The 20,999-nt window shown below is 50.6% G+C and carries 21 protein-coding genes and 1 pseudogene; 5 read left to right on the top strand and 17 right to left on the bottom strand.

Annotated elements, in window-relative coordinates; all coding sequences use genetic code 11:
• Positions 1 to 11 precede the first annotated feature (11 nt).
• From GCU45_RS33035 to GCU45_RS33010, 6 genes are all read right to left on the bottom strand, one after another.
• Positions 12 to 974 (bottom strand): ABC transporter permease, encoded by a 963-nt coding sequence (locus tag GCU45_RS33035; RefSeq protein WP_145019673.1) that lies wholly within the window; start codon positions 972 to 974, stop codon positions 12 to 14.
• A 44-nt stretch (positions 975 to 1,018) separates the two neighbouring features.
• A complete protein-coding gene (locus tag GCU45_RS33030) occupies positions 1,019 to 2,590 on the bottom strand; it encodes an extracellular solute-binding protein (protein WP_152404420.1) in 1,572 nt (523 codons plus the stop codon).
• A gap of 127 nt (positions 2,591 to 2,717) precedes the next feature.
• Complete coding sequence (locus GCU45_RS33025; RefSeq protein ID WP_244364713.1) at positions 2,718 to 4,394, bottom strand: response regulator transcription factor; 1,677 nt, start codon at positions 4,392 to 4,394, stop codon at positions 2,718 to 2,720.
• Positions 4,394 to 6,193 carry a cache domain-containing sensor histidine kinase gene (locus tag GCU45_RS33020; protein WP_152404419.1) on the bottom strand — a complete coding sequence of 600 codons (1,800 nt, stop codon included), beginning with the start codon at positions 6,191 to 6,193 and terminating at the stop codon, positions 4,394 to 4,396. The genes GCU45_RS33025 and GCU45_RS33020 overlap by 1 nt, the downstream gene beginning before the upstream one ends.
• Before the next feature lie 373 nt (positions 6,194 to 6,566).
• Positions 6,567 to 7,901: a sensor histidine kinase gene (locus GCU45_RS33015; RefSeq protein WP_152404417.1), complete on the bottom strand. Its 1,335-nt coding sequence runs from the start codon at positions 7,899 to 7,901 to the stop codon at positions 6,567 to 6,569.
• A 1-nt stretch (position 7,902) separates the two neighbouring features.
• Positions 7,903 to 8,589 (bottom strand): response regulator transcription factor, encoded by a 687-nt coding sequence (locus GCU45_RS33010; protein ID WP_152404415.1) that lies wholly within the window; start codon positions 8,587 to 8,589, stop codon positions 7,903 to 7,905.
• Between the two features lie 155 nt (positions 8,590 to 8,744).
• Between GCU45_RS33010 and GCU45_RS33005 the strand changes: the two genes are divergently transcribed.
• The 3 genes from GCU45_RS33005 (at position 8,745) to GCU45_RS32995 (ending at position 10,797) form a co-directional block, all read left to right on the top strand.
• Positions 8,745 to 8,954, top strand: coding sequence for an SHOCT domain-containing protein (locus GCU45_RS33005; RefSeq protein ID WP_308737562.1), 210 nt, complete (start codon positions 8,745 to 8,747; stop codon positions 8,952 to 8,954).
• Positions 8,955 to 9,060: 106 nt separating this feature from the next.
• Complete coding sequence (locus GCU45_RS33000) at positions 9,061 to 10,113, top strand: DJ-1/PfpI family protein (protein WP_152404413.1); 1,053 nt, start codon at positions 9,061 to 9,063, stop codon at positions 10,111 to 10,113.
• Between the two features lie 36 nt (positions 10,114 to 10,149).
• Positions 10,150 to 10,797 carry a DUF2306 domain-containing protein gene (locus GCU45_RS32995; protein ID WP_152404741.1) on the top strand — a complete coding sequence of 216 codons (648 nt, stop codon included), beginning with the start codon at positions 10,150 to 10,152 and terminating at the stop codon, positions 10,795 to 10,797.
• Positions 10,798 to 10,912: 115 nt separating this feature from the next.
• Here the strand turns inward: GCU45_RS32995 and GCU45_RS32990 are convergent.
• Positions 10,913 to 11,389, bottom strand: a pseudogene (locus tag GCU45_RS32990) (AAA family ATPase).
• 261 nt (positions 11,390 to 11,650) lie between these two features.
• On the opposite strand from GCU45_RS32990, the gene GCU45_RS32985 reads away from it, so the two are divergent.
• Positions 11,651 to 12,214 carry a restriction endonuclease gene (locus tag GCU45_RS32985; RefSeq protein ID WP_152404739.1) on the top strand — a complete coding sequence of 188 codons (564 nt, stop codon included), beginning with the start codon at positions 11,651 to 11,653 and terminating at the stop codon, positions 12,212 to 12,214.
• An 89-nt stretch (positions 12,215 to 12,303) separates the two neighbouring features.
• Here the strand turns inward: GCU45_RS32985 and GCU45_RS32980 are convergent, their stop codons facing one another.
• The 10 genes from GCU45_RS32980 to GCU45_RS32935 form a co-directional block, all read right to left on the bottom strand.
• Positions 12,304 to 13,116 carry a formate/nitrite transporter family protein gene (locus GCU45_RS32980; RefSeq protein WP_152404411.1) on the bottom strand — a complete coding sequence of 271 codons (813 nt, stop codon included), beginning with the start codon at positions 13,114 to 13,116 and terminating at the stop codon, positions 12,304 to 12,306.
• Positions 13,091 to 13,441: a nitrite reductase small subunit NirD gene (nirD, locus tag GCU45_RS32975; protein ID WP_076165646.1), complete on the bottom strand. Its 351-nt coding sequence runs from the start codon at positions 13,439 to 13,441 to the stop codon at positions 13,091 to 13,093. Before nirD ends, GCU45_RS32980 begins: the two co-directional genes overlap by 26 nt.
• 14 nt (positions 13,442 to 13,455) lie before the next feature.
• A complete protein-coding gene (gene nirB, locus GCU45_RS32970) occupies positions 13,456 to 15,861 on the bottom strand; it encodes a nitrite reductase large subunit NirB (RefSeq protein WP_152404408.1) in 2,406 nt (801 codons plus the stop codon).
• 235 nt (positions 15,862 to 16,096) lie between these two features.
• Positions 16,097 to 16,582: a VOC family protein gene (locus tag GCU45_RS32965; RefSeq protein WP_425281314.1), complete on the bottom strand. Its 486-nt coding sequence runs from the start codon at positions 16,580 to 16,582 to the stop codon at positions 16,097 to 16,099.
• Positions 16,583 to 16,682: 100 nt separating this feature from the next.
• Complete coding sequence (locus GCU45_RS32960; protein WP_152404404.1) at positions 16,683 to 16,937, bottom strand: hypothetical protein; 255 nt, start codon at positions 16,935 to 16,937, stop codon at positions 16,683 to 16,685.
• 49 nt (positions 16,938 to 16,986) lie between these two features.
• Positions 16,987 to 17,502, bottom strand: a complete 516-nt coding sequence (locus GCU45_RS32955) for a DUF1572 family protein (RefSeq protein ID WP_152404402.1) — start codon at positions 17,500 to 17,502, stop codon at positions 16,987 to 16,989.
• A 52-nt stretch (positions 17,503 to 17,554) separates the two neighbouring features.
• On the bottom strand, positions 17,555 to 17,986 hold the full coding sequence (locus tag GCU45_RS32950) for an NUDIX hydrolase (RefSeq protein ID WP_152404401.1): 432 nt from the start codon (positions 17,984 to 17,986) through the stop codon (positions 17,555 to 17,557).
• A gap of 212 nt (positions 17,987 to 18,198) precedes the next feature.
• Positions 18,199 to 18,645: a GNAT family N-acetyltransferase gene (locus GCU45_RS32945; protein ID WP_152404399.1), complete on the bottom strand. Its 447-nt coding sequence runs from the start codon at positions 18,643 to 18,645 to the stop codon at positions 18,199 to 18,201.
• Positions 18,646 to 18,753: 108 nt separating this feature from the next.
• Positions 18,754 to 19,212: an NUDIX domain-containing protein gene (locus GCU45_RS32940; RefSeq protein WP_152404397.1), complete on the bottom strand. Its 459-nt coding sequence runs from the start codon at positions 19,210 to 19,212 to the stop codon at positions 18,754 to 18,756.
• A gap of 45 nt (positions 19,213 to 19,257) precedes the next feature.
• Positions 19,258 to 19,653, bottom strand: coding sequence for a VOC family protein (locus tag GCU45_RS32935; protein WP_152404396.1), 396 nt, complete (start codon positions 19,651 to 19,653; stop codon positions 19,258 to 19,260).
• A gap of 277 nt (positions 19,654 to 19,930) precedes the next feature.
• Here GCU45_RS32935 and GCU45_RS32930 point away from each other — a divergent pair, with 277 nt between their 5' ends.
• Positions 19,931 to 20,842 carry an AraC family transcriptional regulator gene (locus GCU45_RS32930; RefSeq protein WP_152404395.1) on the top strand — a complete coding sequence of 304 codons (912 nt, stop codon included), beginning with the start codon at positions 19,931 to 19,933 and terminating at the stop codon, positions 20,840 to 20,842.
• Positions 20,843 to 20,999: the final 157 nt, after the last annotated feature.

The raw sequence follows: 20,999 nt of genomic DNA, 5'->3' as shown, positions 1-20,999 counted from the left end.
ATGGTCCTCCTTTACCAAAGGCTTGTTTCCGACGTTTTGCGTGCAAACCGGTTCACCAATAGCAGCAGCACCAGGTTAATGACCGAGTTGAACAGCCCGATGGCCGCAGTGTAGCTGTACTCTCCTTTGAGAATACCGGTCGTGTACACAAATGTGGAAATGACATCGCTCGCCTCAAGGTTCAAATTGTTCTGCATTAGTAATATTTTCTCGAATCCGATGTCCATGAAATGGCCGATGTCCAGGATCAGCATGATCACGATGACGGGAACGATTCCCGGCAAGGAGATATGCCACACGCGCCGCATCCGGGAGGCGCCGTCCATCTTTGCCGCTTCGTACAGCTGGGGATTGATCCCGCTGAGCGCCGCGATGTAAATGATCGATTGCCAGCCCATGTTCTGCCATATGTTCGAGCCGATGAAAATCGTTTTAAACCAGCCGGCCTCCTCCAGAAATCGGATCGGCGAACCGCCGAATGCCTCAATCAGCGAATTGATCGGCCCCGTCGTGGGCGAGAGGAATACGTTCAGGATGCCTACGATGACGACGACGGAAATAAAGTGCGGTATGAACGTAATATTTTGCAGCAGCTTGCTGAACGATTTGCTGCGAATTTCATTGACAATCAGCGCCAGCACGATGGAAATCGGAAAAGCGATCAGCAGCGAAAACAGATTAATCGATAACGTGTTCCACAGCAGCCGCCCGAAATAATACGAATCGAAAAACCGTTCGAAATGATCGAAGCCGACCCAGCCGCTGCCAATAATTCCTTTGGCCGGGTTGAAATTTTTAAAAGCAATTTGCAGACCATACAGCGGCCCGTAATGAAAGATCAAATACCAGGCGATCGGCACCAGCAGCATGAGATACAGGTCGTACCGCTTGACCATCTGAATCCATATGCGTCTCCCCCGTCTTGCGGAAACCCGGGATGGAGCGGCCGTCGCCTGGACTTGCGCGCTCTTCATAACCATCTACTCCTTACCTCATGACGAAATATCATCAAATTCGATTACTTTTCCATCTTGTCATAGGCTGCTTGATACAGCTCCTGAAGCTTGTCGATCTGCATCTTTTTCAGCGTGGATTGGAATTCATCCCATTTATCAAAGCTAAGCGCACCGGCAATGAATTTCGTGCTTTGCTCTTCGTAATACTTGTCGATATCGTTCCGGAGGATGTTGACTTCCTGTGCCGTCTTCTCGTCGAACATCGGAGCCGCATAACGGACCTTCGGCATGTATGGATCCAGCTTCTTCTGAGCTTCCTGAACCTGAGGAGGATTGATATAAGAGGCTACTTTATCACTAATGAGGTGTGGCGCTCCTCCTCCTGCATAAGGTGTGATTTTGGGCTGGTTGTCGGTCTTCAGGAAGTCTTCTTTATAATATGGAATTCCGTCCTTCAGCTCATAGTGCTCGCCTTCTCGCCCGAACCGCAGCAGGGTCGATCCTTCGTCGCTGTAGAAATAGTCGATCCAGCGCATGGTGATTTCCGGATATTTATTGACGGACGAAATGGCGAAGGCACCAAAGTCACGCGGCACTGGCGCTGTCTGGGCCTGCAGCCGATCGCCGTGCGGACCTGCCGGAGGCGCAATCCCTACATATTGGTCGGCAATAGGCAGAAAGTTGTTGTTCGTCTGATCAAAGAAAAATCCCGCATTGCCCGAGCCCTGTTTGGCCAAATACTGTGCTTCCTTCTGCGAGAACAATTCCGGATCCAGAAGCTTCTCTTTGTACAGCTTGTTCAGGTACATGAGCAGCTCTTTGTTCTGCTCGCTGCCCATCCAGATGTTGACCTTGTCGTTCTCCAAATTGATGTTGTAGCCAAGCTGCTGATCGAGACCAAACGATCCGCTCATCAAGTTAACGACAGCCAGACCTGCCCGGGCGGTCATCGGAATTTCATCCTTCTTGCCGTTGCCGTTTGGATCCTTATCACGGAAGGCCACCAGCACATCGTACAATTCGTCCGTCGTTTCGGGCTCTTTCAGGCCCAGCTTCTTCAGCCACGCCTCATTGATCCACTTCTTATCCGTACGGGCGGCTGCAAGCGTCACGATTCCCGGGATCGCGTAAATGTGGCCTTCCGGTGTCGTGATCGCCGAGCGGATTTCCGGGTACTGTTCCATCAGTGATTTCAGGTTCGGCGCATATTTGTCGATCAGGTCTTCCAGCGGAATCAATTGGCCAACGGCACCATACTGCGTCGCTTCAAGCGGCGTAATGCCTGAGCGGTAAAAAGCGTCGGGCAGCTCATTGGAGGCGAACAGCAGGTTTTTCTTCTCCTGGAAGCCGTCTGTCGGCGCTTCGGTGAAGTTTACATGCACATTGCTCATTTTTTCATAATCCTGAAACACCGGCATGTCCTTGAAAGGACCATTCAGCGGGGCAATCCGGGTGAACATGTTCAGTGTGACGGGCTCTTTAGTTAGCGGAAACCCGGTCTCATTCACCGTTGCTTCGGACGGCTCCGCCGTCTTTGCATCGGATCCCGAACCGCTGTTGGAGCTGCAGCCCGAGAGCAGTAAAGCGGAAACGAGCGCTGTGCTCAGCGCATATTTACCCCAAAGTTTGTACATGATTCTATGACCTCCGTTTTTGTATATTTGGGAACAGTTGAAAGCGTTTCCCCTGGTGCATGTGAGTATTATAGTTCACCCGGCATGACAGCAAATTCTACTTATTTGACTATTTACTCCACATATTTTACGGTTTCGACCGCTGTCGTTCCGGACGGAGGCTCTCCACATAAGCATGCGGCGTCATTCCGGTCAGCTCCTTAAACACTTTGAAAAAGTAGTTATATGTCGTAAAGCCCACTTGGCTGCTGATTTGTTTGACCGAATATTGATCGCTTTCCAGCAGCTTTTGGGCCGCGTTGATGCGTATGCGGTTCACGTATTCCGAGAAGTTGCACTGTGTCTCCTCTTTGAATAAACGGCTTAAATAAGAGGGATTGAGCCCGATGGAAGCCGCCACCATTTCCAAGTTGATATAACCTTGATACCGCTCCAATATAAAATGGATAGCCTGCGAGACATGCCGGGAATAGCTGCCTCCAGCACGCTGACGCTTCAGTAAATTCAGCAAGGCGGTAAAGTAGGATTTCAGCCATTCCTCAAGCTCATCCATGCTGCCGATCCGCCCCAGATCGCGTCGCGGCGGGAGTTCGGACATGACGGCTTCCGCTGCAGGCGTGGAAATGGACTTTTTCAGAGCCTTGTCGCCGGTGTGCAGCAGCTCGCTGACAATCATCTGCACCGCAGGCGAATGAAGCGGCTGATGACATACAGAACCGCAGACGGAGGCGATCAGCTGCTGTATCCTTTCCTGGTCCAGACTTTCCAGGGCAAGAAGCAGCTGTTTCTGTTCCTCAATCGTCAAGGCAACGCGAAGATGCTGCTCGTTCGGTCTTTCTTTTGCAGCAGGCTCGTTATGGGTCACACGTTCGGATCTTATCCCATTCTCCACGACAGGAGAGGTATCGAGCGTCTTTTCGGCCGATCTGTAGCTCGTCCCAAGCTGCGTCAAGCTTGCACATGGATGCCCAAGGGCATAGACTGATTTCAAATTCAGCATCAGCTCCAGCGCATGCTGAACTTTGCCCATCCAGCGGTGCGCCTCGCTGCTGCCGGCATGTTCGCTGCGCTCCTTGAACGCAAACACGACCATCAACCGCCCGTTCTCCACGTAAGCGGCCGTCCGCTCATGGATATCTCCAAGGCTCTGCTGCATCACATCGACCGCCTGCTGTACCAGCCGGTTCGTTTGGCTGTCGCTGAACGACTCCGTCAGCAGCAGGAACGGGATGATCTGCAGTGCCGCTGCCGCATAACGGACAGCACCTGGATACAAGCCTTCCAACCCGCTTACAACCTCAAGGGTACCCGCCCCTTCCCCGTTCTCTCTCACCAGCTCGGCAATGCGGCTTCTGATCAATACGGGCTTCATCGTCTCTGCCATTTTTTTGCTCGCCAGCCTTCCTTCCTCCACCCGGTCTTCTTCCTGTAAATCCTTAACGGCTTTGCCCAAAACGTTCAGCAGCAGCGCCTCATCAAGCCGGTGCTTGAGCAAATAGTCGACAGCCCCGTTTCGTAAGCATTCGCGGACATAATCGTAATCGTCATAACTGCTGAGCATGATCGTCTTAACCGACGGATACCGCTCACGGAGGATGCCTTGGAGCTCTACCCCGTTCATCTCCGGCATGTTCACGTCGATAATAGCGATGTGGGGCTGCGACTCCTCCATCATCCCCAATGCTTCCGTCCCGCTGTATGCTTCGCCGACGAACTCGAACCCGTGCTTCTTCCAGTTGAATAACGTTCGAATGACATTGCCAATCAACGGCTCGTCGTCGATCAACAGTACTTTAAACATCATCAGACCACCTCTTCATCAGATTGATCGCTGTTACGAATTAGCGGAAAACGAATTTCTACCTTCGTGTACAGACCCGGCTCGCTGTATAAGCTCAAACCGTACGATTCGCCAAACATTCTCACGATCCGTTCGTTCGCATTGCGTACGCCCATGCTGCTGAAGCGTGACGGCGTATCCTCACGTCCTGCTGTTCCAAGAAGAGCGTCGATCTGGTCCTGCGTCATGCCCCGGCCGTTGTCCGTGACTTCGATTCTCAGTTCTTGATGCTCTGCATAGACCCGAATCAGGACGAAGCCCCCTTCCCCGGATGGACCGATACCATGCATAATCGCATTCTCGACGAAAGGCTGGACCATTAGCTTCAGCACACGGCAATCCAGCAAAGCGTCGTCTTCGATCTGCGTGTGCACCTCGATGGGTTCCAAATATTTGTATTTCACGATGGATATGTAGCTGTTCACATAGTCAAGTTCTTCGCGCAGCGTTAAAAATTCGTTGGAGTTCCCCAATAAACCCCGCATGAGCTCAATGAGCGAGCCGGATACTTCCTCGATATTGGGCACCCCGTTCAGCTTGGCCAAGTACTTGATCGTATTCAGCGAATTGTACAAAAAATGTGGACGAATCTGCGCCTGAAGGGCGGTCAGCTCGGCCTCCCGCTTCTTCTTTTCGCTTAATCGGATGCCTTCCATCAGCCGTTTTAATTCGTCTACCATGCTGATGAACACGCGGTACAGCTGTCCAATTTCGTCCTTTGAGTGAATTTCCGTTCGGGGAAACGACAGATTCCCGTCCTTCACCTGCATCATCATCGATCTGAGCCGCCGGATATTTATTGTGGTCCGCGAAGAGACCTGATGGGAACCGATCAGGATGACGATAAAGACGATGATCGATACCTCGGTCATCAAATTACGGATTCGCGTCGATTCGCTAAGTAACGAATCAAGCGGAATCAGTGCCAGCGTGCTCCAGCCCGTGTATTCGGAATGGCGGCTGACCACGATGTAGGACCTGCCGTTGATCTTCTGCTCCACGACGTCGTTATTTCCGGCAAGCTTCCCTTTGATCTGGACGATTCTGTCCAGCGGAGGCGCATAAGAAGACGGCGCAGACTCGGATTGATACACATAGCCGTTCTGCTCATCAAGAACATACAGCATGCTGTCCGCGGTCGGTTTGACTCCGTACGTTTTTTTAATAAAGTCATAGTCCAAGTCAACCATGACGATGCCGACCGTCTCGCGGTTATAGCGAATCTCACGGCCGACGGTAATGGCATCCGCAGTTCCTTCCGGCTTAAAATACGCATGACGTGATCCATTGTGCAGCATGTAATTGAGCATCGGAGTACCCAGTACGCTCCGGTCCATCCAGGGACCGCCGGTAAAAAATACTTTTCCGTTCAGCCCGACGACCGCCATGCGGGAAATATAGGGCTTGTACTGAATCAGTCCGGATAAATACTCCGTAATCCGCTTCTGTTCCTGGAACCATTCATAACTAGGCTCTTCGTTTGGGCTCATGATCGTATTGATCACCGTGTTTTTATTGGTTACGACAACCGTGTTCAGCCGGTCAATCTCCTCGAGCATGACGTTCAATGATTCATCCGCCTGCCGGATACTGTCCGAGACGGATGTGACCGCGTTATGCTTGATCGTCTCGCGCATATTCACATAGACGATAGCGGTGACGGAGACGATGGACAGAAATGTGATCAGGCCGAAAGCCATAAAAATTTTCCCCTGGAAACTCGTTTGCGGCCACAGCCATCTTCGCAGCGTTGATAAATTCATATTATACCACCCTTATTAGTGCGTTTTAAATTCGTTTTATATGGCGTTGGACTGGCAATTTATATGCAAGCGCTTCCCAATCCTCAGAAAAAAATATTCGCTTGTTTCTTTAAGGTTACTGTTGGAAGAGATGGTAACACTTTGTACTTACGCAACAAAATGACAACTTTCCAATTGGAGCGGAGCTGCTTTTTAACGGGGGAAATTTATACATATTATATAAAGGAAAATAAAAAATTGTCGAGTCAACCTGACATATTGCCAAATCAGGACCAACCGAAAGAAATAGAAGCAGCTGCTTATACGCAAAAAAAGCCGGCCGCCGAATGGCAGTGACCAGCCTATTTCAAAGTGTTATCCGCAGTAATCTCCATCAAGAAAGATGTGAGTCTGCAGCTGGAATCCAGCCCGTCAGCCTTGCGCCTCCCTCTGGATCGTTGCTTGCCGTGAGTTCGCCTCCATGCTGCCGGATAATTCGCTGCGAGATGGTTAACCCCAAGCCGCTGCCTCCGGTCGAACGGTTTCTGGACGCTTCCCCGCGGTACAGCGGTTCGAACACGCGCTCCAGCTCTTCCGCCGTGAACCCCGGCCCGCTGTCTCGGATCATAAACGCGATTTTGCCTTCTTCCTTGTTACATCGGACATCTATCGTACCGCCTTGCGGGGTGTGCCTCACCGCATTATCCAGCAGGTTGCTCAGTGCGCGCTCCAGCAGATGCGCATCCCCGCTAACGATGCAATCGGCGGCCAGATGGCTGTTGATCACAATACTTCTATGCCCGGCACCGGGACTCAAGCTGTCGATGGATTGCTGGAACACGACCGGTAAATCGATTGGCGCCTTGTTCAATGGACGATCCCAATATTCCATTTTTGTAAAAGTAAACAGGTCTTCCACCAACCGATCCAACTGGGCCGATTTCTCCTTGCAAACCGCCACATACTTTGAAATTTTCTCCGGCGTTTGGGCTATGCCTTGCTCCAAGCCGTCCAAATATCCCCTCAGGGCGAACAACGGAGTACGCAAATCATGCGCGACCGCGGATATGACAAAGCGCCGTTCTTCCTCCAGCTTTACCTGCTTCTGGTATGACGTTCGCAGCCCTTTAACCATCACATCAAATCCGTCCCCTACTTCAGCGATTTCCGTAATTCTGGACTTCGGTAACCGCACCTCCCAATCGCCTGAAGCAATTTGCCTGGCGGCCCGGCTCATCTTCTCCAGGGGCTTCAGCAGGAACCTCCGCATCTCTACGCCAACGATGAAAAATGCGAGCAGCAATCCGGCAAACGCCGATATCATCGGAAGCGTATTGGACTTGGGCAGGTAAAGAACCACCCTTCCAAGCAAATGACCGTTCTCGATAACGGAGAACCGCTCGGTTGATCGCAAACTACCTTCACGCTCGGTAGACCGATAAATCTCCTCATCGGAATCGGATAATATGACCGCATCCAGCTTGGTTTGACGCAGTTCGCTTTGCAGCTGGCCCTGCCAGTTCGGATCCCGCCATTGGCCCGAGCCCATCTCAATCATGTGAATGGCCTCGTTTATATCTTTCTGCAGACTTTCATCGTACGGCTGATTTGAGCCGATTTTTAGCGAATGGGTTTCCAGAAAGTTGGCTGCAACGAAAAATACCCAAGGCACGAGCGTGATCATAAATAGGCAGAGTATCGTAAATGTGCGAATGCGAAGTGTTTTCATCTTATCCTCCCTCGAAGCGATACCCTACTCCCCACACGTTGACCAGGAATTGCGGATGATTTGCATCAACCTCTATTTTCTCCCGGAGCCGGCTGAGATGGACCCGAATCGTATGCCGGTCGCCGATCCCTTCCCAAAACTTGGCGAGCAGCTGCTCATAGGAAAATACATGCCTTGGATGTTCGGCGAACAATCGCAGCAAATCGTACTCCTTCGGAGTGAGCACGATGCCGACCCCATCCACAAAAACTTCCCTGGTGGACAAATTTAATTGGATCCGGCCGTAGTCAAGGATCCTTTCCTTCGTATGCTCCCGCAAAGCGGTGCGCCGCAGGACGGCTTTTACCCTGGCGACAATTTCTCCCGGAGAAGCCGTCTTCACGATATAATCGTCGCCGCCGAGCGTCAGCCCCCGAATCTTGTCCACGTCATCGCTGCGCGCGCTCAGAAAAAGGATCGGAACGTCGCTATCCGCGCGAATGCGGCGGCATAAATCAAACCCGTTTTGTCCCGGCATCATAATATCCAGAATGATCGCGTGAACCGTATTCCGTTCGAACATGTCCCACGCCTCTGCCGTATCGCAGGCCGTGATCACACGAAAATTGTCATTCTCCAAAAAGTCCTTCAACAGTTCGACGATGCTGGGATCGTCGTCAACAACGAGAATCGTATGGCCTCCGCTCATGTACATCCCACCTTCGCATCTAGTTTATCATCTTTTTAAGGAAGAACTAACGGCCCTACCCATTTTGTGATGCAATGTTTATCGTTTTGTGACACTTTTATTTCTTCATTCGAGATATTCATTTGGTAGGATGTTGTTCGTGAAGGAGGTTGACCATGGAAAACAGCAGTGTATACGTGTTTAGCGCTTTGTTTTGTATTACGCTTTTTTGTTTTTTGGCGGTTCGGATGTATTCCATTCGTCACAAGTCCGGTAACAGCCGCCGCCGGGAGGATGACATTGCATGGATTCTCAAAAACCGGATGGCCAAAGGTGAAATTGACGAACAGGAATATAGCCGGCTTAAGGACTTGCTGACCAAATAACGATGATGGCCCATAATGTACTGTTCGGCGATCGTGTCTCGCGTAAAAACACAAGGGGCTCAAGTTGAACGTACGGGCTTCGTCTTCAATGAAGGAGGATGTATCGATGTTAACCGTTCAAATCGTACTCTTTGATGGCTTCGATCTGCTGGATGCCTTGGCACCTTATGAAGTTTTCTGTGCCGCGGCAATGATGTCCAATGGTGCGCTGGAGGTAAAGCTTGTCACCGCCGAAGGAGCAAGAGCTGTGGCCAGCGGCACCCAGGGCCTGCCTATTGAAGCAGCAGGCAAACTAGATCCAAATCGAGCGGGGATTATTCTCGTTCCAGGCGCAGCCGGGGATGTCGAAAGCGACGGTCCCGATTCCGTCCCAGCCATATTGGCACGAACCGCAAATACCGAATTGACCGGCATGATCAGAGAAGCGCTCGGAAGGAAAGACATCATTGTCTCCACCGTATGCGGTGGATCCTTGGTTTTGGCCATGGGAGGCTTGCTGGAAGGCAGACGGGCCGTTACGCATCATTTGGGCATGGACGTTCTTGGCGCAACCGGTGCTCTGCCGGTCAAAGCACGTGTCGTGGACGACGGCAATTTGGTTAGTGGCGGCGGTGTAACGTCCGGGCTCGATGTTGCCCTGCATCTGGTGGAACGCGAGCTTGGCCCTCGGATCGCCCATGCGATCGAGGAGCTGTTCGAATACGAGCGGAGAGGTATCGCGTGGCGGGCACAGGGAATGCTGCCGAACTCGGAAAAGACCAAAACAGACAAGGAATCGAACCTTGTGCTGAGTACTGAAGCGGTGAATCCACCGTCCCCTCCCCTTCAAAACACATTCGAACAAACAGAGTCCGTTTTCGACGGAGACTGGGATGTGACCATTGCAACACCCGTGGGCAAAATGGATGTCAAGCTCTCGATCGCAACAAGCCATGGTGAAGTCCACGGAACGGCCACCCAAGGGGATGAAACGGTCAAATTTATGAGTCCCGTCATTCAAGGCAACAAGCTGACCTGGTCCCAGCAAGTGACCAAGCCAATGCGTTTAAACCTGAAATTTGATGTAACCGTCGATGGCGACGAGCTGCACGGCACCGCCAAAGCCGGCGTGCTTCCGGCCTCCAGGGTCGTCGGTAAGCGCTTGAAATCAACTTTTTAACAATGAAATGAAGTGCTATCGGGGGTTGTGAATGAAGTGAACAAACGAAATATCTTATATGGTGTGTTGGTTTGTGTCAGTATTTTGTTTATCCTTTACACTTTATTGGATAATTTTATAATTGATCCCGGTGCGGAAGGCTTTTTAAGCCATAAAACCGGTCTTAAACGTGAAATTCACCTCCCGGAGTGGTTAAGTGTCATGCGCATACATGTTGCTTTTGCGTGCATCGCCATGGCGGCTGGGCTTGTCAATTTTTCCAACCGCATTTTTCAAAAAAGCCGCAAATTCCACCGGATCAACGGATACCTGTATATGGTGTCGGTGCTTCTTGTCGTTATCACTTCCGGGTATATGGCTCCTTACGCCACCGGAGGAAAGGTGACGAGCATGGCGTTTAACGCGCTGAATTTAATCTGGCTGTTCATGACGGTGACGGCACTCGTTCAAATTAAAAAGAAACAGGTCATTCGGCACCGCAACTGGATGATTCGGAGTTATGCGTTTTGTTTTACGAACCTGCTCATTCATCTGATCACGTCCGTCCTTCAACAGGGCTTTGGGTTGGAATACGCATTGAGTTATACCGTCGGCGTCTACGGCGCGATCGTGCTGCTGCTGATTGTTCCAAATATTCTGATCAGAACGATGGGGTTATCGCGAAAAATTACTGTTGAACTATAATAAAAATTGTTCTGAGATGGGAAGTACTAATGTTCCTCCTGTAGAACTGCGAAAGGCTGCCGTGCGTACGGCAGCCTTTTAGTAATCCGCTGAACAGACGAGCAGAATCTGCCGGCTATTGTTGCTCTTTCCCATTTTCTACTATGATTTCTCCTTCCCCCTGAGGCTCTTCAAACGAGTTAAGAAAATTGTTCAACGTCTCCTCGGTTATAGGAAAGGCGGCGTTCGCATCGAAACGTTGGCTCCGGACCTTGAGGCGCTTTCGCAATTCATCAGGGTGTACTTTTAAATAAATTAACTTCCACTTTCCTCCCGAAAGTTCAATAAGTCGTTTATAGTCATCTCTCGCGGAACGGCTCCAAAAGCTGGAGTCGACCACAACCTGCTTTTTGTCTTGAACGAATGTGACTAGCTTTTTTCGCAAGCTTGCATGCGCTACATCTAAGTATTCTCTCTATTTCTCAACCGGATAATCGATTCCGTAACGGCCATGCGTGTTCCACACCTCCTCGTCAATAGAAAGACGGATGAATCCTTGTTCCTCCAATCTCTGGGAAAATGTAGTTTTCCCGGAACCGGCGATCCCGCACATGAGCACGACTAGAGCAGTGTCACGGTCCCGTTCCCGCTCCCGCTCCAACCATTCCTCGATATTCAACGTATCGGTCATTTATCTATCACACCCCATGTTTTATTTATGTATATCCTTTACTCTCTCACGGTCATGTTCAGCTGGCAAGTCATTTGAAATGACTTCCTTCGTTGACGCGATTTTGATATAGTGGATAGGAACAAACATTCGGATATTTGGAGGAAACCTAATTTGCCTACTACCTTGGATACAACGACCATCATGATCGCCGGGCTGATTGCCCTGCTCCTCGTCCTATTCGTCATACGTTTGGTCAGAAACCGCAGAAAAAGGATCCGCCGGGAGGCGAATCCGCGCAAGATTACGATCAAGGATATCGATTTAATGGCAGACGGCTCCGAATTTGAGCTGTATCTCTTCCGGCTGTTTCATGAGCTTGGGTATAAGGAAGTTTACCAGACGACAGCCAGCCGGGACTTCGGCGCCGACTTGGTATTTACGGATCAGAACGGACTGAGAAACGTCCTTCAGGCCAAACGCTACGGGAACAGCAATCCGGTCAGCATCGGCGCGGTTCAGGAGATTTATACTTCGATGCGATACTATGAAGCTGAACGGGCAATCGTGCTGACCTCCGGCAGATACACCGAAGCCTGCCGCATCCTGGCGGCCGTGAACGGGGTAAAGCTGTTGAACAGGGAAGATCTGGAGGAACTGATCATTTTATTTAAAAGCCGCCGTTACGATGAAGCAATGGCTATCATCGAGGAGCCTGCTGAGACGGAAGCGCCAACGTGGAAACCAAAAGCCAAGAAAGCGACCTGATGGGGCGTACCGCGCTTTCTTGGCTTTCATTCCTTGCACCCTGGGGGCTCTATAAAGGAAGGCTACCGGCGTTTGATTATTTCACATCTTTAACTTGCAGACCTTTTGCTTTGCGGCAGAGTTTCGATCTCCACCTTCTCTTTATCTTTCGTCATATACCAGTAAGCGAGGCCTACGAACACGCTGCCCCCGACGATATTACCGAGGGTAACCGGAATCAGGTTTGCGGCCAGCCCTCCCCAGGTTACCGTGTCTGGATGCGGGATGAAGAGCGAGACCGAGAGCAGCGTCATGTTCGCCACACTGTGCTCGAACCCGGAGGTAATAAAGGCGAACAGACACCAGAAAATCATGACCAGCTTGGCGGTCTCTTCCTTCAGCTTCATGGAGCACCAGACGGCAAGACAGACGAGCGTGTTACATAAAATTCCCCGCATGAACAATTCCATAAACGGTGCATTCATTTTAACAGCAGCCGTGCTGTTGATGAATTCGGCCGTTCCCCCTTTCGCCAATCCCGTCCATACGAAGATCGCCGCGACCAGCAAGGATCCGGCAAAATTGCCGAGGTAGCTGTACAGCCATATTTTAAGCGTATCGAGCCAGGTCGTCTTCTTGTTCAGCGTGCTGACCACCATGACCATATTGTTGCCTGTAAACAAGTCCGATCCTGCCATCAGGACCAGACTCAAGGCGATACCAAAGCTGGCTCCCATGACGATCTTCATGGCGGGTGCGTGAACCGGCGCGAGCAGTCCGCCGATCGTAAAGATCAGTATGATGCCGAGACCAACGAACAAACCGGCAAGCATCGAGGATACAAAGTATTTGCCTATACTCCGGTTCATAAGGCTAACCTTGTTTACCCCGGCGGTTTCAACGATCTGAATGGTGTTTTTCATGCTCTTTCAGTCCTCCAATATAGACGTAACCGTCGATAACCGCGGTTTCGTACGTCTGGATGCAGCCGTCGTCCGGCTTTTGCACTTCCCCTGTCGTCAGCGAAATTTTCCAGTCGTGCAGCGGACAAAAGACAAATTCACCCGACACAATTCCCTCAGCTAGCGGACCGTTCTTGTGGGGACACCGGTTGCTTACCGCCCGCACCTCCCCGTTTGACAGCCGGAACAACGCAACCGACTCATCGCCAACCCGTACCTCCTTGCCAATCTGCGGCTTCAGTTCCTCCAGCTTCATCACTTTCATCATTTCTCTCGTCACGCTCATGCCCTTCCCTCCCCTTATGGTCTCTCCACGGTATACATCCGGCGGCGTTCCTCGTCTTCCAGCGCGGCTGACCATGCTTCGCGATACGTTGTTTTTGCATGCTCGAAGCGGCTGGCTAAACCGGCAATCTCCTGCTCATTGCCCAGCATTTGGCGCACCCAATCCGTGCCCATGCGCTTCACCCACGGGGCTGTGCGTTCGCCGTAAATGCCGGTTTCCCGGTATAGCTGTACGTAGGCTTTAGCCAACAGGATCACCTCATCCTCTGTCGCCACCGTCGTCAGGCTGTCGCATTCCCGGACCTCGGTGCCGCCGTTTCCGCCAAAATACAGCTGGTATCCGTTCTCCACGCAGACGACGCCAAAATCCTTCGTCAATACTTCGGCACAGTTTCGCGGACAGCCGGTCACGCCCATTTTCATTTTGTGCGGTGTATCGACCATCTCGATCTCCTGTTCCAGCCGGATGCCAAGCCCTAACGAGTCCTGAGTGCCGAATCGGCAAAATCTCGAACCGACACACGATTTGACGTTACGCAGCGACTTGGAGTAGGCGTACCCCGAACGCATCTCCAGCTCCTCCCAAACGTTCGGCACGTCTTCCTTCTGTACGCCGTACAGCCCGATGCGGCTTGCGCCCGTAATTTTCACCAGGGGCACGTTATATTTCTTCGCGACTTCGCCGATGCGGATCAAATCCTCCGGTGTCGTCGTTCCGCCATACATCCGCGGAATGACGGAGAATGTGCCGTCCTTCTGCATGTTGCCTTCCATTCGTTCGTTGACATATCTGGATGCCTTATCGTCGGCATACGTCTCAGGATGCAGCATCCGCAAATAATAATTCAATGCCGGACGGCACTTCGAGCAGCCTTCTTCGGATGCAAACCCGAGCACGATGCGTGTCTCCCGCGGCGACTGCAGACCTTTCTCGCGAATGGCGGCCACCACTTCATCGCGGGTAAGTGTCGTGCAGGCGCACATGCCTGCCGCCTTCTGCGCCGATGCGTCGAATTTGTCGCCCAGCGTATGCGCGAGGATCGCCTCAACCATGCCGCGGCATTTGCCGCATGAGCCTCCGGCTTTGGTCACAGCTTTCACTTCGTCGAACGTGGTCAGTCCGTTCTCGAGAATGGCGCCGACGATGCGTCCCTTGGTTACGCCGTTGCATCCGCAAATCGTTTCGTCCGCGCTGATCGACGCGACATCGAGTCCGCTGTCTCCCCCGGCTTTATGGAGCACGGAAACACTCGTATATTCCTGAATGTCGCTGCCCTTCTTCAGCAGGCTGAACAGCCGGGTTCCGTCGGATACGTCCCCGTACAGCACGACACCGACGATGCGGTTCTCGCGAACCAGGATCTTTTTGTAGGATCCGGCGACCTCGTCCTGCACGACGATGGCTTTCGTGTCCGCATCCGCATGGATTTCTCCGCCGGAAAACAGATCGCATCCCGCTACCTTAAGCTGCGTGGACAACACGCTGCCCGCGTAACCTTCCGTTGGCCGGCCCGTAAGGTGGTCCGCAAGCACAATGCCCTGTTCATACAATGGCGCCACCAGACCGTAGGCTATGCCGCGGTGTTCAGCGCACTCGCCTACGGCATAAATCGACGGGTCCGTCGTCTGCATCAGGTCGTTGACTTGAATCGCCCGGCCAACTGCCAGTCCCGCATCCCGCGCCAGCGCTGCATTGGGACGGATGCCGACGGCCATGACGACAAGATCGCATTCGACGTTCGTTCCGTCTTCAAACCGAAGCCCTTGTACTCTTCCGTCACCGTAGATTTCCGTTGTTTTCTTTTCCATCAGAAACTTCATGCCCTGGGCTTCCAGGTCCTGCTGAAGCAGCTTTGCCGCTGCCGCGTCGAGCTGCATTTCCATCAGATGGGGCAGCAAATGAACGACATGGACCTCCATCCCCTGGTTCATCAATCCGCGAGCTGCTTCCAAGCCGAGCAGTCCGCCGCCGACCACGACCGCCTTTTTGTATTGTTTAGCCGTTTCCAGCATCATTTTCGTGTCTTCAATGGTGCGGAAACCGACGACGCCTTCCAGGTCGTGTCCTGATACAGGTAAAATAAACGCGCTGGATCCGGTCGCGATAATGAGCTCGTCGTAGGGGACGACGGTTCCCCGGTCGGTTCGGACTTCCTTCGACGCTCGGTTAATCTCTACAGCCCGTTCCTTGGACAGCAAATGTATGTTATTGGACTGATACCAGTCCCAATCGTTAATCGTGATTTCTTCAAACGTTGTTTTCCCTTGCAGCACAGGGGACAGCATAATTCGGTTATAGTTGGGATACGGCTCATCCCCGATCATCGTTATCTCGTAGCGCTCGCGGTCCCGGCGGAGAATTTCCTCGATACACCGCGCCCCCGCCATCCCGTTGCCTATCATCACCAATCGTCTGCTCATAAACACGCCTCCCGTGCAACCTTGTGAAATTAATTACATTGATATCGTAACGGATATGGGAGGCTTTGCCTGTGAAGTAAATCACAGTGGCTTTGTTAAAAAAAAATTGGCGAAGGCCAGGAATTTTACGGCGCTATTGTGATGACCTCCAACCGTGACAAGCAAAAGTGCAAAAGGCCACCCTGACAGGTGGCCTTTCTTCGAACCTTCGTATTTAACATGGGTAAGAATAACTCTAATTTTCGTAAGCTTGCTGCAGCGTCTTTATGTCGATTTTCTTTTTCGTCTGGAGTATGGCTTGCATCACTCTGCCTGCTCTTGCCGGGTCGGGGTCACAGACCATCTCCGTTAAATGGCTGGGGATGATTTGCCAGGATACGCCGAATTGATCTTTTAACCATCCGCAAACCTGCGCCTTTTCGTCTCCTCCTTCGGAGAGCTTACCCCAATAATAGTCCAGCTCCTCCTGATCATCGCAATGAACGATAAAAGATATGGCCTCATTGAACTTAAAATGCGGACCCCCATTCAGCGCGACGAATGACTGCCCTTCCAATTGAAATTCCACGGTCATCACCGTTCCCTCTACACCCCGGCTTTCCGGACCGTAGCGGGCAATTCTGCCGATTTTGGAATCATGGAAAATGGACGTATAAAAATTTGCCGCCTCTTCTGCTTGAGAATCGAACCACAGGTTTGGGGTAATCTTGTGCAATTTCATTCGCGTCATACCTCCTGGCTATAATCATTCTATGATGATTGTAGCCTATCAAGGGAAACGGCGTTTCTTTTAGATTGCTTTGTTTCTAGTTTTCAAGGCGCTAATCATGAGGTATACGCCATCCCCTTTGCACCCAGCTGCTGATCGATCGAACAACAGCAATGATGAATGAGATGAATAACAACCCGGAAGCTATATACCAAAGAACGGCTTGAAAACGCTCAGGTTCAGGAGGCTCACCCACAGGACCTGTCTCGGGGATCATCGGATGCAGGCACAGATATCCTGCCCGTAACGAGCAGACTGCCGAGATTAACGATGAGATCGCAAGCAGCACCCATTTCATTTTTTCCATACCCTGTCCCCTTTCCGAAAAATGTACAGAACTACAGTTTCTGATCTCTTCAGTCCCAAGTTAACTCGCCTTTTCTCATTTTGGCAATATATATGATCTGTCCCGTATGGTAGTGCACTTCTCTGAACATCGCCATCATCAGATTTAGGGCTGTCGTTTCGTTGTTCACTTGGCTGTATGTAAGCGGCGGCAGATGGAGGAAAGGCTGGGACATCAATTGCTCTGGCTCGGATTGAAACTGTTCAAGATACTGAAGAATGATATCAAACGCTTCTTTTGTATGCTGATATGCCTCTTCTTTCGTCATCATCAGTCCACTTTCGAATTCCTTATCCCTGTCCCGCTTGTCCGGAATATTGTATAGGATCGTCTCTACCCGAGAGTGGGCAGCGCCCCGAATATGCGCAACCAAATTAGCAATACTGTTGCTTTCCGGAGTCGGGTGCCAGGTAATATCTTCTTCCGACACTTGTTCAATGGCTTTAAGCGTCCCTCTTTGTTCCGATATCAGCTTGACTTTCATACTTTGGATAAATTCGAGTGCTAGTTCCATAGCTAGTTCCATGTTCACACCCCTTCGTTTATTAGCCAAAACATTATGGATCCCCTACTGATCCCTATTCGATCCATTGTCTTGGCCCCACCTCGTGAAACAGCTCATGGTTTGGGGTATTGCGAAGTGCATCTTCGATCCGTCTGCATGTGAAATCACTAATGGGTCTAGGAAGTTCGTCTCTTGAAAAAAATCCGCATTCGACAATTTCAGGCGAGCTTGGCAGAGGCGCACGGGTATCTTTACTCGTCGCAAGGAACACAAAGTGATGAATGTCATAATCCGGATCGTAATATATGCCTGTTAGATTCCCGATAAGCACTTCCATGCCGACTTCCTCAAATACTTCCCTTTTTGCGGTTTCCTGAGCCGACTCGTTCTCTTCCCCCTTACCGCCGGGCAGGTCCCAGTTGCGTTTGCCATAGCTGTGTTTTACCAGCAGCACTCTTCCCTCAGCATCGAGAATTATTGCCGCGGAGCCAATTAACTTAGGCATGAACTCGCCTCCTTATGGGTATTGAATGATATTTAATCGACTTCAATTCATGAAGGTCTTGTTGTTTTCCCAAAATTCTCCTGCTTATTATACCAGAACATATATTCTGAATCATCCCTGAAAAAAACTTAACCCTCATCAGAATTCTGCTTTTTCAAATCCCCATAAAAAAAGAAGCCGCTCAGGCTCCCTTATCACTTTCATTTGTTAAATCACTCGATTTTCAGCAAACGAACATCCTCACCATCCCAAAGGTCATCGCTAACTTTCAGAAATCCCAAAGATTCGTATAAATGACCTGCGGTTAAGTTGTCCGGACGATGGCCGATCATCATTTTTTTGCAGCCCTTTCTTTCCATCGTATCGATCAACTTGCGCATGGCTGCCTTTCCAAATCCTTTGCCCTGAAAATTCTGATCAATCATAATTGCTGGAATCCAGAAGTTCCCTTCCTCATCCTCATTATTACAGAAGACCAGAAATCCAACCAATAGCTGTTCATCGTATACAGCAAGTAATTCAAATTCATTAACATATTTCGATTCAGCAATCCGATAAACGACTGGCGCTGGAAAAACTTCTTCCTGCTCTTTCTTAACCCTTAGCTTCGTACAAGCATACCAGTTATTAGCGGTCACCGGCTTCAGAACAATACCCATAAACCAATCCTCCAGGATTATCAAATAAACGATCCCCTATATGTTACCATTTGGGTATCCTGCCTGGTTGGTATAGAACTTGTATAAGAAGCTTCTCCCAAAAATCACTTAATTCACATCACCGAGATACCGGATGTTCATTTCATTATTGACTAATTGACGTCCAAGCGCTTTCGGATACAGCCTGATGTGATCGAGTTGACGAATATCCACCCATTCTACGCCGATCTGATCCGGGTCGGGCTGGGTTCCGCCCATCTGTGCCGGCGCCTCCTGCGCAAGCGAGCAGACAAAATAAAACTCCACTTGATGAACGTCATGATCCCATGCTGCGAACTCATGATTTTTCCCGATGTACTCGCGCACGTAAACAAGGTTCTGCACCTCAACTTGTGCTCCAAGTTCTTCGATGCATTCCCTCTTGAGGGTCTCTATCAGTACTTCTCCGTGCTCTTGGCCGCCGCCTGGGAATAGGTAGAAAAAACCGTCGTTATCCTTGTTTTTGGTCAATAACAATTTTCCTTGCTGAATGATGATCGCTTTCGCAGAGTTTCTAATTGGCTTCATGCTAACCTCACGATTCCTAAATTTCTATGTGGTATGGATCAGTCTTTAAAATCCGTTATGTTGGACAAGGTCAAGCCGATTTCCATAGAGATCCTCGAAGACCGCCTCAATGCCCCATGGGACCTCTTTCGGTTCACTGAGAAAATGAACTCCGTTTGCCTTCATTTGTTCGTAATCACGATAGAAGTCACCGGTTTGGACGACGAGGAATACGTGGTTCGCTGCTTGGGTTCCAACCCTGTCCTGCTTAGCCTCCGTGTCTGCCACCACAAATACGATGGCGGTTTGCGCATCCTTCGACGGAGCTACGGTGACCCATCTCATGCCGTTCCCGAAATGGTTGTCCGTTAACAGAACGAACCCTGCCTTTTCTGTGTAAAATTCAATCGCTTCGTCAAAATTTTTAACCAGCAGCGTAACATGACCTATTTTTTTCTGCATGAACGTTCACTCCTCGTTGGTATATGAAAAAGCTCATTGGTCCTGAACTTTTTTTATATTTTTCCTTCGACCTTCTCCATGTTAACATTTTCGCATAACAGAAAAAAAGAAGAAGTTGACGGAATGAATCGGCTTCTATATCCGTAAAAGGAGGTTCTTATGATGATTCAGGAAAATGATCTGAAGCATCTCAGACTCAGCACATTCATCCATTCTTGCCTGATGTCGGCTCCTTTGTTATTCTTACCGTATGTTTGAACAAGGAGGCGTTCTGAAAATGGATCGAGAAATGCAACCCAACGGACTCGAACCCTATTTGTCTGAATTATCCGGGCGGCTAAATCAGCTGTTGCAGACGGATGGATTACATATAACAGAGATCCCGTCGCTGCACATGATGCGGGCCACGGCGACGTCCGAACCTATTCATAGCATGTACGCGCCTTCTTTATGCTTCATTGTCCAGGGCGCCAAATCCGCAGCGCTTGGTCAAGAGATTTACCATTACAATCCGACTACGTACCTCGTGACATCCGTTCATCTTCCGATCAAAAGTGAGATCACCGAAGCCTCGCCTGAGGTTCCGTTCATTGGGCTTCACCTGGAGTTTACACCGGATCAAATTCTGGATATATTGCAGCATACGGATCTGGCCTGGCCTGAAGAATCGGAGCCGGGAAGCGGCATATTTGTCGGCAATACGAATTCGCAACTGCTTGATGCTCTGCTGAGGCTGGTAAAATTGTTCGACCAACCTGCCGAAATCCCTATCCTGGCTCCCTTGATTACACGGGAGATTCTCTTCCGCGTTCTGCAGGGCGAGCAAGGCCATTTAGTCAAGCAGTTTGCGGTGATCGGCAGCCAGGCGCACGCCGTTGCGAAGGCCATTCAGCTCATCCATCGTGATTATTCCAAGCCGCTTCGCGTCGAGGAACTGGCCAAGGAAGTAAATATGGCCGCGTCGTCTTTTCATAAACATTTCAAACAGGTCACGGCTCTGAGCCCGCTGCAATATCAGAAACGGATCCGACTCCAGGAAGCGAGACATCTCATGATCAGTGAAAAAATGGGGGCAGCCGATGCCGCTTTCCAGGTTGGATATGAAAGTCCTTCCCAATTCAGCCGCGAGTATGCCCGATTGTATGGTCTGCCGCCTAAAAGTGATTTGAAGCAAGCCTCTATCCAGTAAGGGGGTTCCCTCATTTCCATAGGTGAAACACAAGCTGCGCCACAAGAACAGCAAGCCCCGATCTCGGTGAGATTGGGGCTTGTTCTCTTCATGATGACCAAATTTAATTAATCATATTAAAGATTTGTTCACTGGTGCGTAACTTCCCGATTCGGTG

The organism is Paenibacillus cellulositrophicus (assembly GCF_009363095.1).
GTDB lineage: Bacteria > Bacillota > Bacilli > Paenibacillales > Paenibacillaceae > Paenibacillus_AQ > Paenibacillus_AQ favisporus.
The sequence above is the reverse complement of the archived record's forward strand: the minus strand, read 5'-3'. Positions and strand labels throughout refer to the sequence as shown.

Coding starts and splice junctions, on each gene's coding strand:
- GCU45_RS33005 (WP_308737562.1), top strand. CDS start 8,745: ATGGAAAACAGCAGTGTATACGTGTTTAGCGCTTTGTTTTGTATTACG.
- GCU45_RS32960 (WP_152404404.1), bottom strand. CDS start 16,937: ATGGAAAAAATGAAATGGGTGCTGCTTGCGATCTCATCGTTAATCTCG.
- GCU45_RS33025 (WP_244364713.1), bottom strand. CDS start 4,394: ATGATGTTTAAAGTACTGTTGATCGACGACGAGCCGTTGATTGGCAAT.
- GCU45_RS32950 (WP_152404401.1), bottom strand. CDS start 17,986: ATGCCTAAGTTAATTGGCTCCGCGGCAATAATTCTCGATGCTGAGGGA.
- GCU45_RS32940 (WP_152404397.1), bottom strand. CDS start 19,212: ATGAAGCCAATTAGAAACTCTGCGAAAGCGATCATCATTCAGCAAGGA.
- GCU45_RS33035 (WP_145019673.1), bottom strand. CDS start 974: ATGAAGAGCGCGCAAGTCCAGGCGACGGCCGCTCCATCCCGGGTTTCC.
- GCU45_RS32955 (WP_152404402.1), bottom strand. CDS start 17,502: ATGGAACTAGCTATGGAACTAGCACTCGAATTTATCCAAAGTATGAAA.
- GCU45_RS32935 (WP_152404396.1), bottom strand. CDS start 19,653: ATGCAGAAAAAAATAGGTCATGTTACGCTGCTGGTTAAAAATTTTGAC.
- GCU45_RS33010 (WP_152404415.1), bottom strand. CDS start 8,589: ATGAGCGGAGGCCATACGATTCTCGTTGTTGACGACGATCCCAGCATC.
- GCU45_RS33000 (WP_152404413.1), top strand. CDS start 9,061: ATGTTAACCGTTCAAATCGTACTCTTTGATGGCTTCGATCTGCTGGAT.
- nirB (WP_152404408.1), bottom strand. CDS start 15,861: ATGAGCAGACGATTGGTGATGATAGGCAACGGGATGGCGGGGGCGCGG.
- GCU45_RS32930 (WP_152404395.1), top strand. CDS start 19,931: ATGGATCGAGAAATGCAACCCAACGGACTCGAACCCTATTTGTCTGAA.
- GCU45_RS33020 (WP_152404419.1), bottom strand. CDS start 6,193: ATGAATTTATCAACGCTGCGAAGATGGCTGTGGCCGCAAACGAGTTTC.
- nirD (WP_076165646.1), bottom strand. CDS start 13,441: ATGAGCGTGACGAGAGAAATGATGAAAGTGATGAAGCTGGAGGAACTG.
- GCU45_RS32965 (WP_425281314.1), bottom strand. CDS start 16,582: ATGAAATTGCACAAGATTACCCCAAACCTGTGGTTCGATTCTCAAGCA.
- GCU45_RS33015 (WP_152404417.1), bottom strand. CDS start 7,901: ATGAAAACACTTCGCATTCGCACATTTACGATACTCTGCCTATTTATG.
- GCU45_RS33030 (WP_152404420.1), bottom strand. CDS start 2,590: ATGTACAAACTTTGGGGTAAATATGCGCTGAGCACAGCGCTCGTTTCC.
- GCU45_RS32945 (WP_152404399.1), bottom strand. CDS start 18,645: ATGGGTATTGTTCTGAAGCCGGTGACCGCTAATAACTGGTATGCTTGT.
- GCU45_RS32980 (WP_152404411.1), bottom strand. CDS start 13,116: ATGAAAAACACCATTCAGATCGTTGAAACCGCCGGGGTAAACAAGGTT.
- GCU45_RS32985 (WP_152404739.1), top strand. CDS start 11,651: ATGATCGCCGGGCTGATTGCCCTGCTCCTCGTCCTATTCGTCATACGT.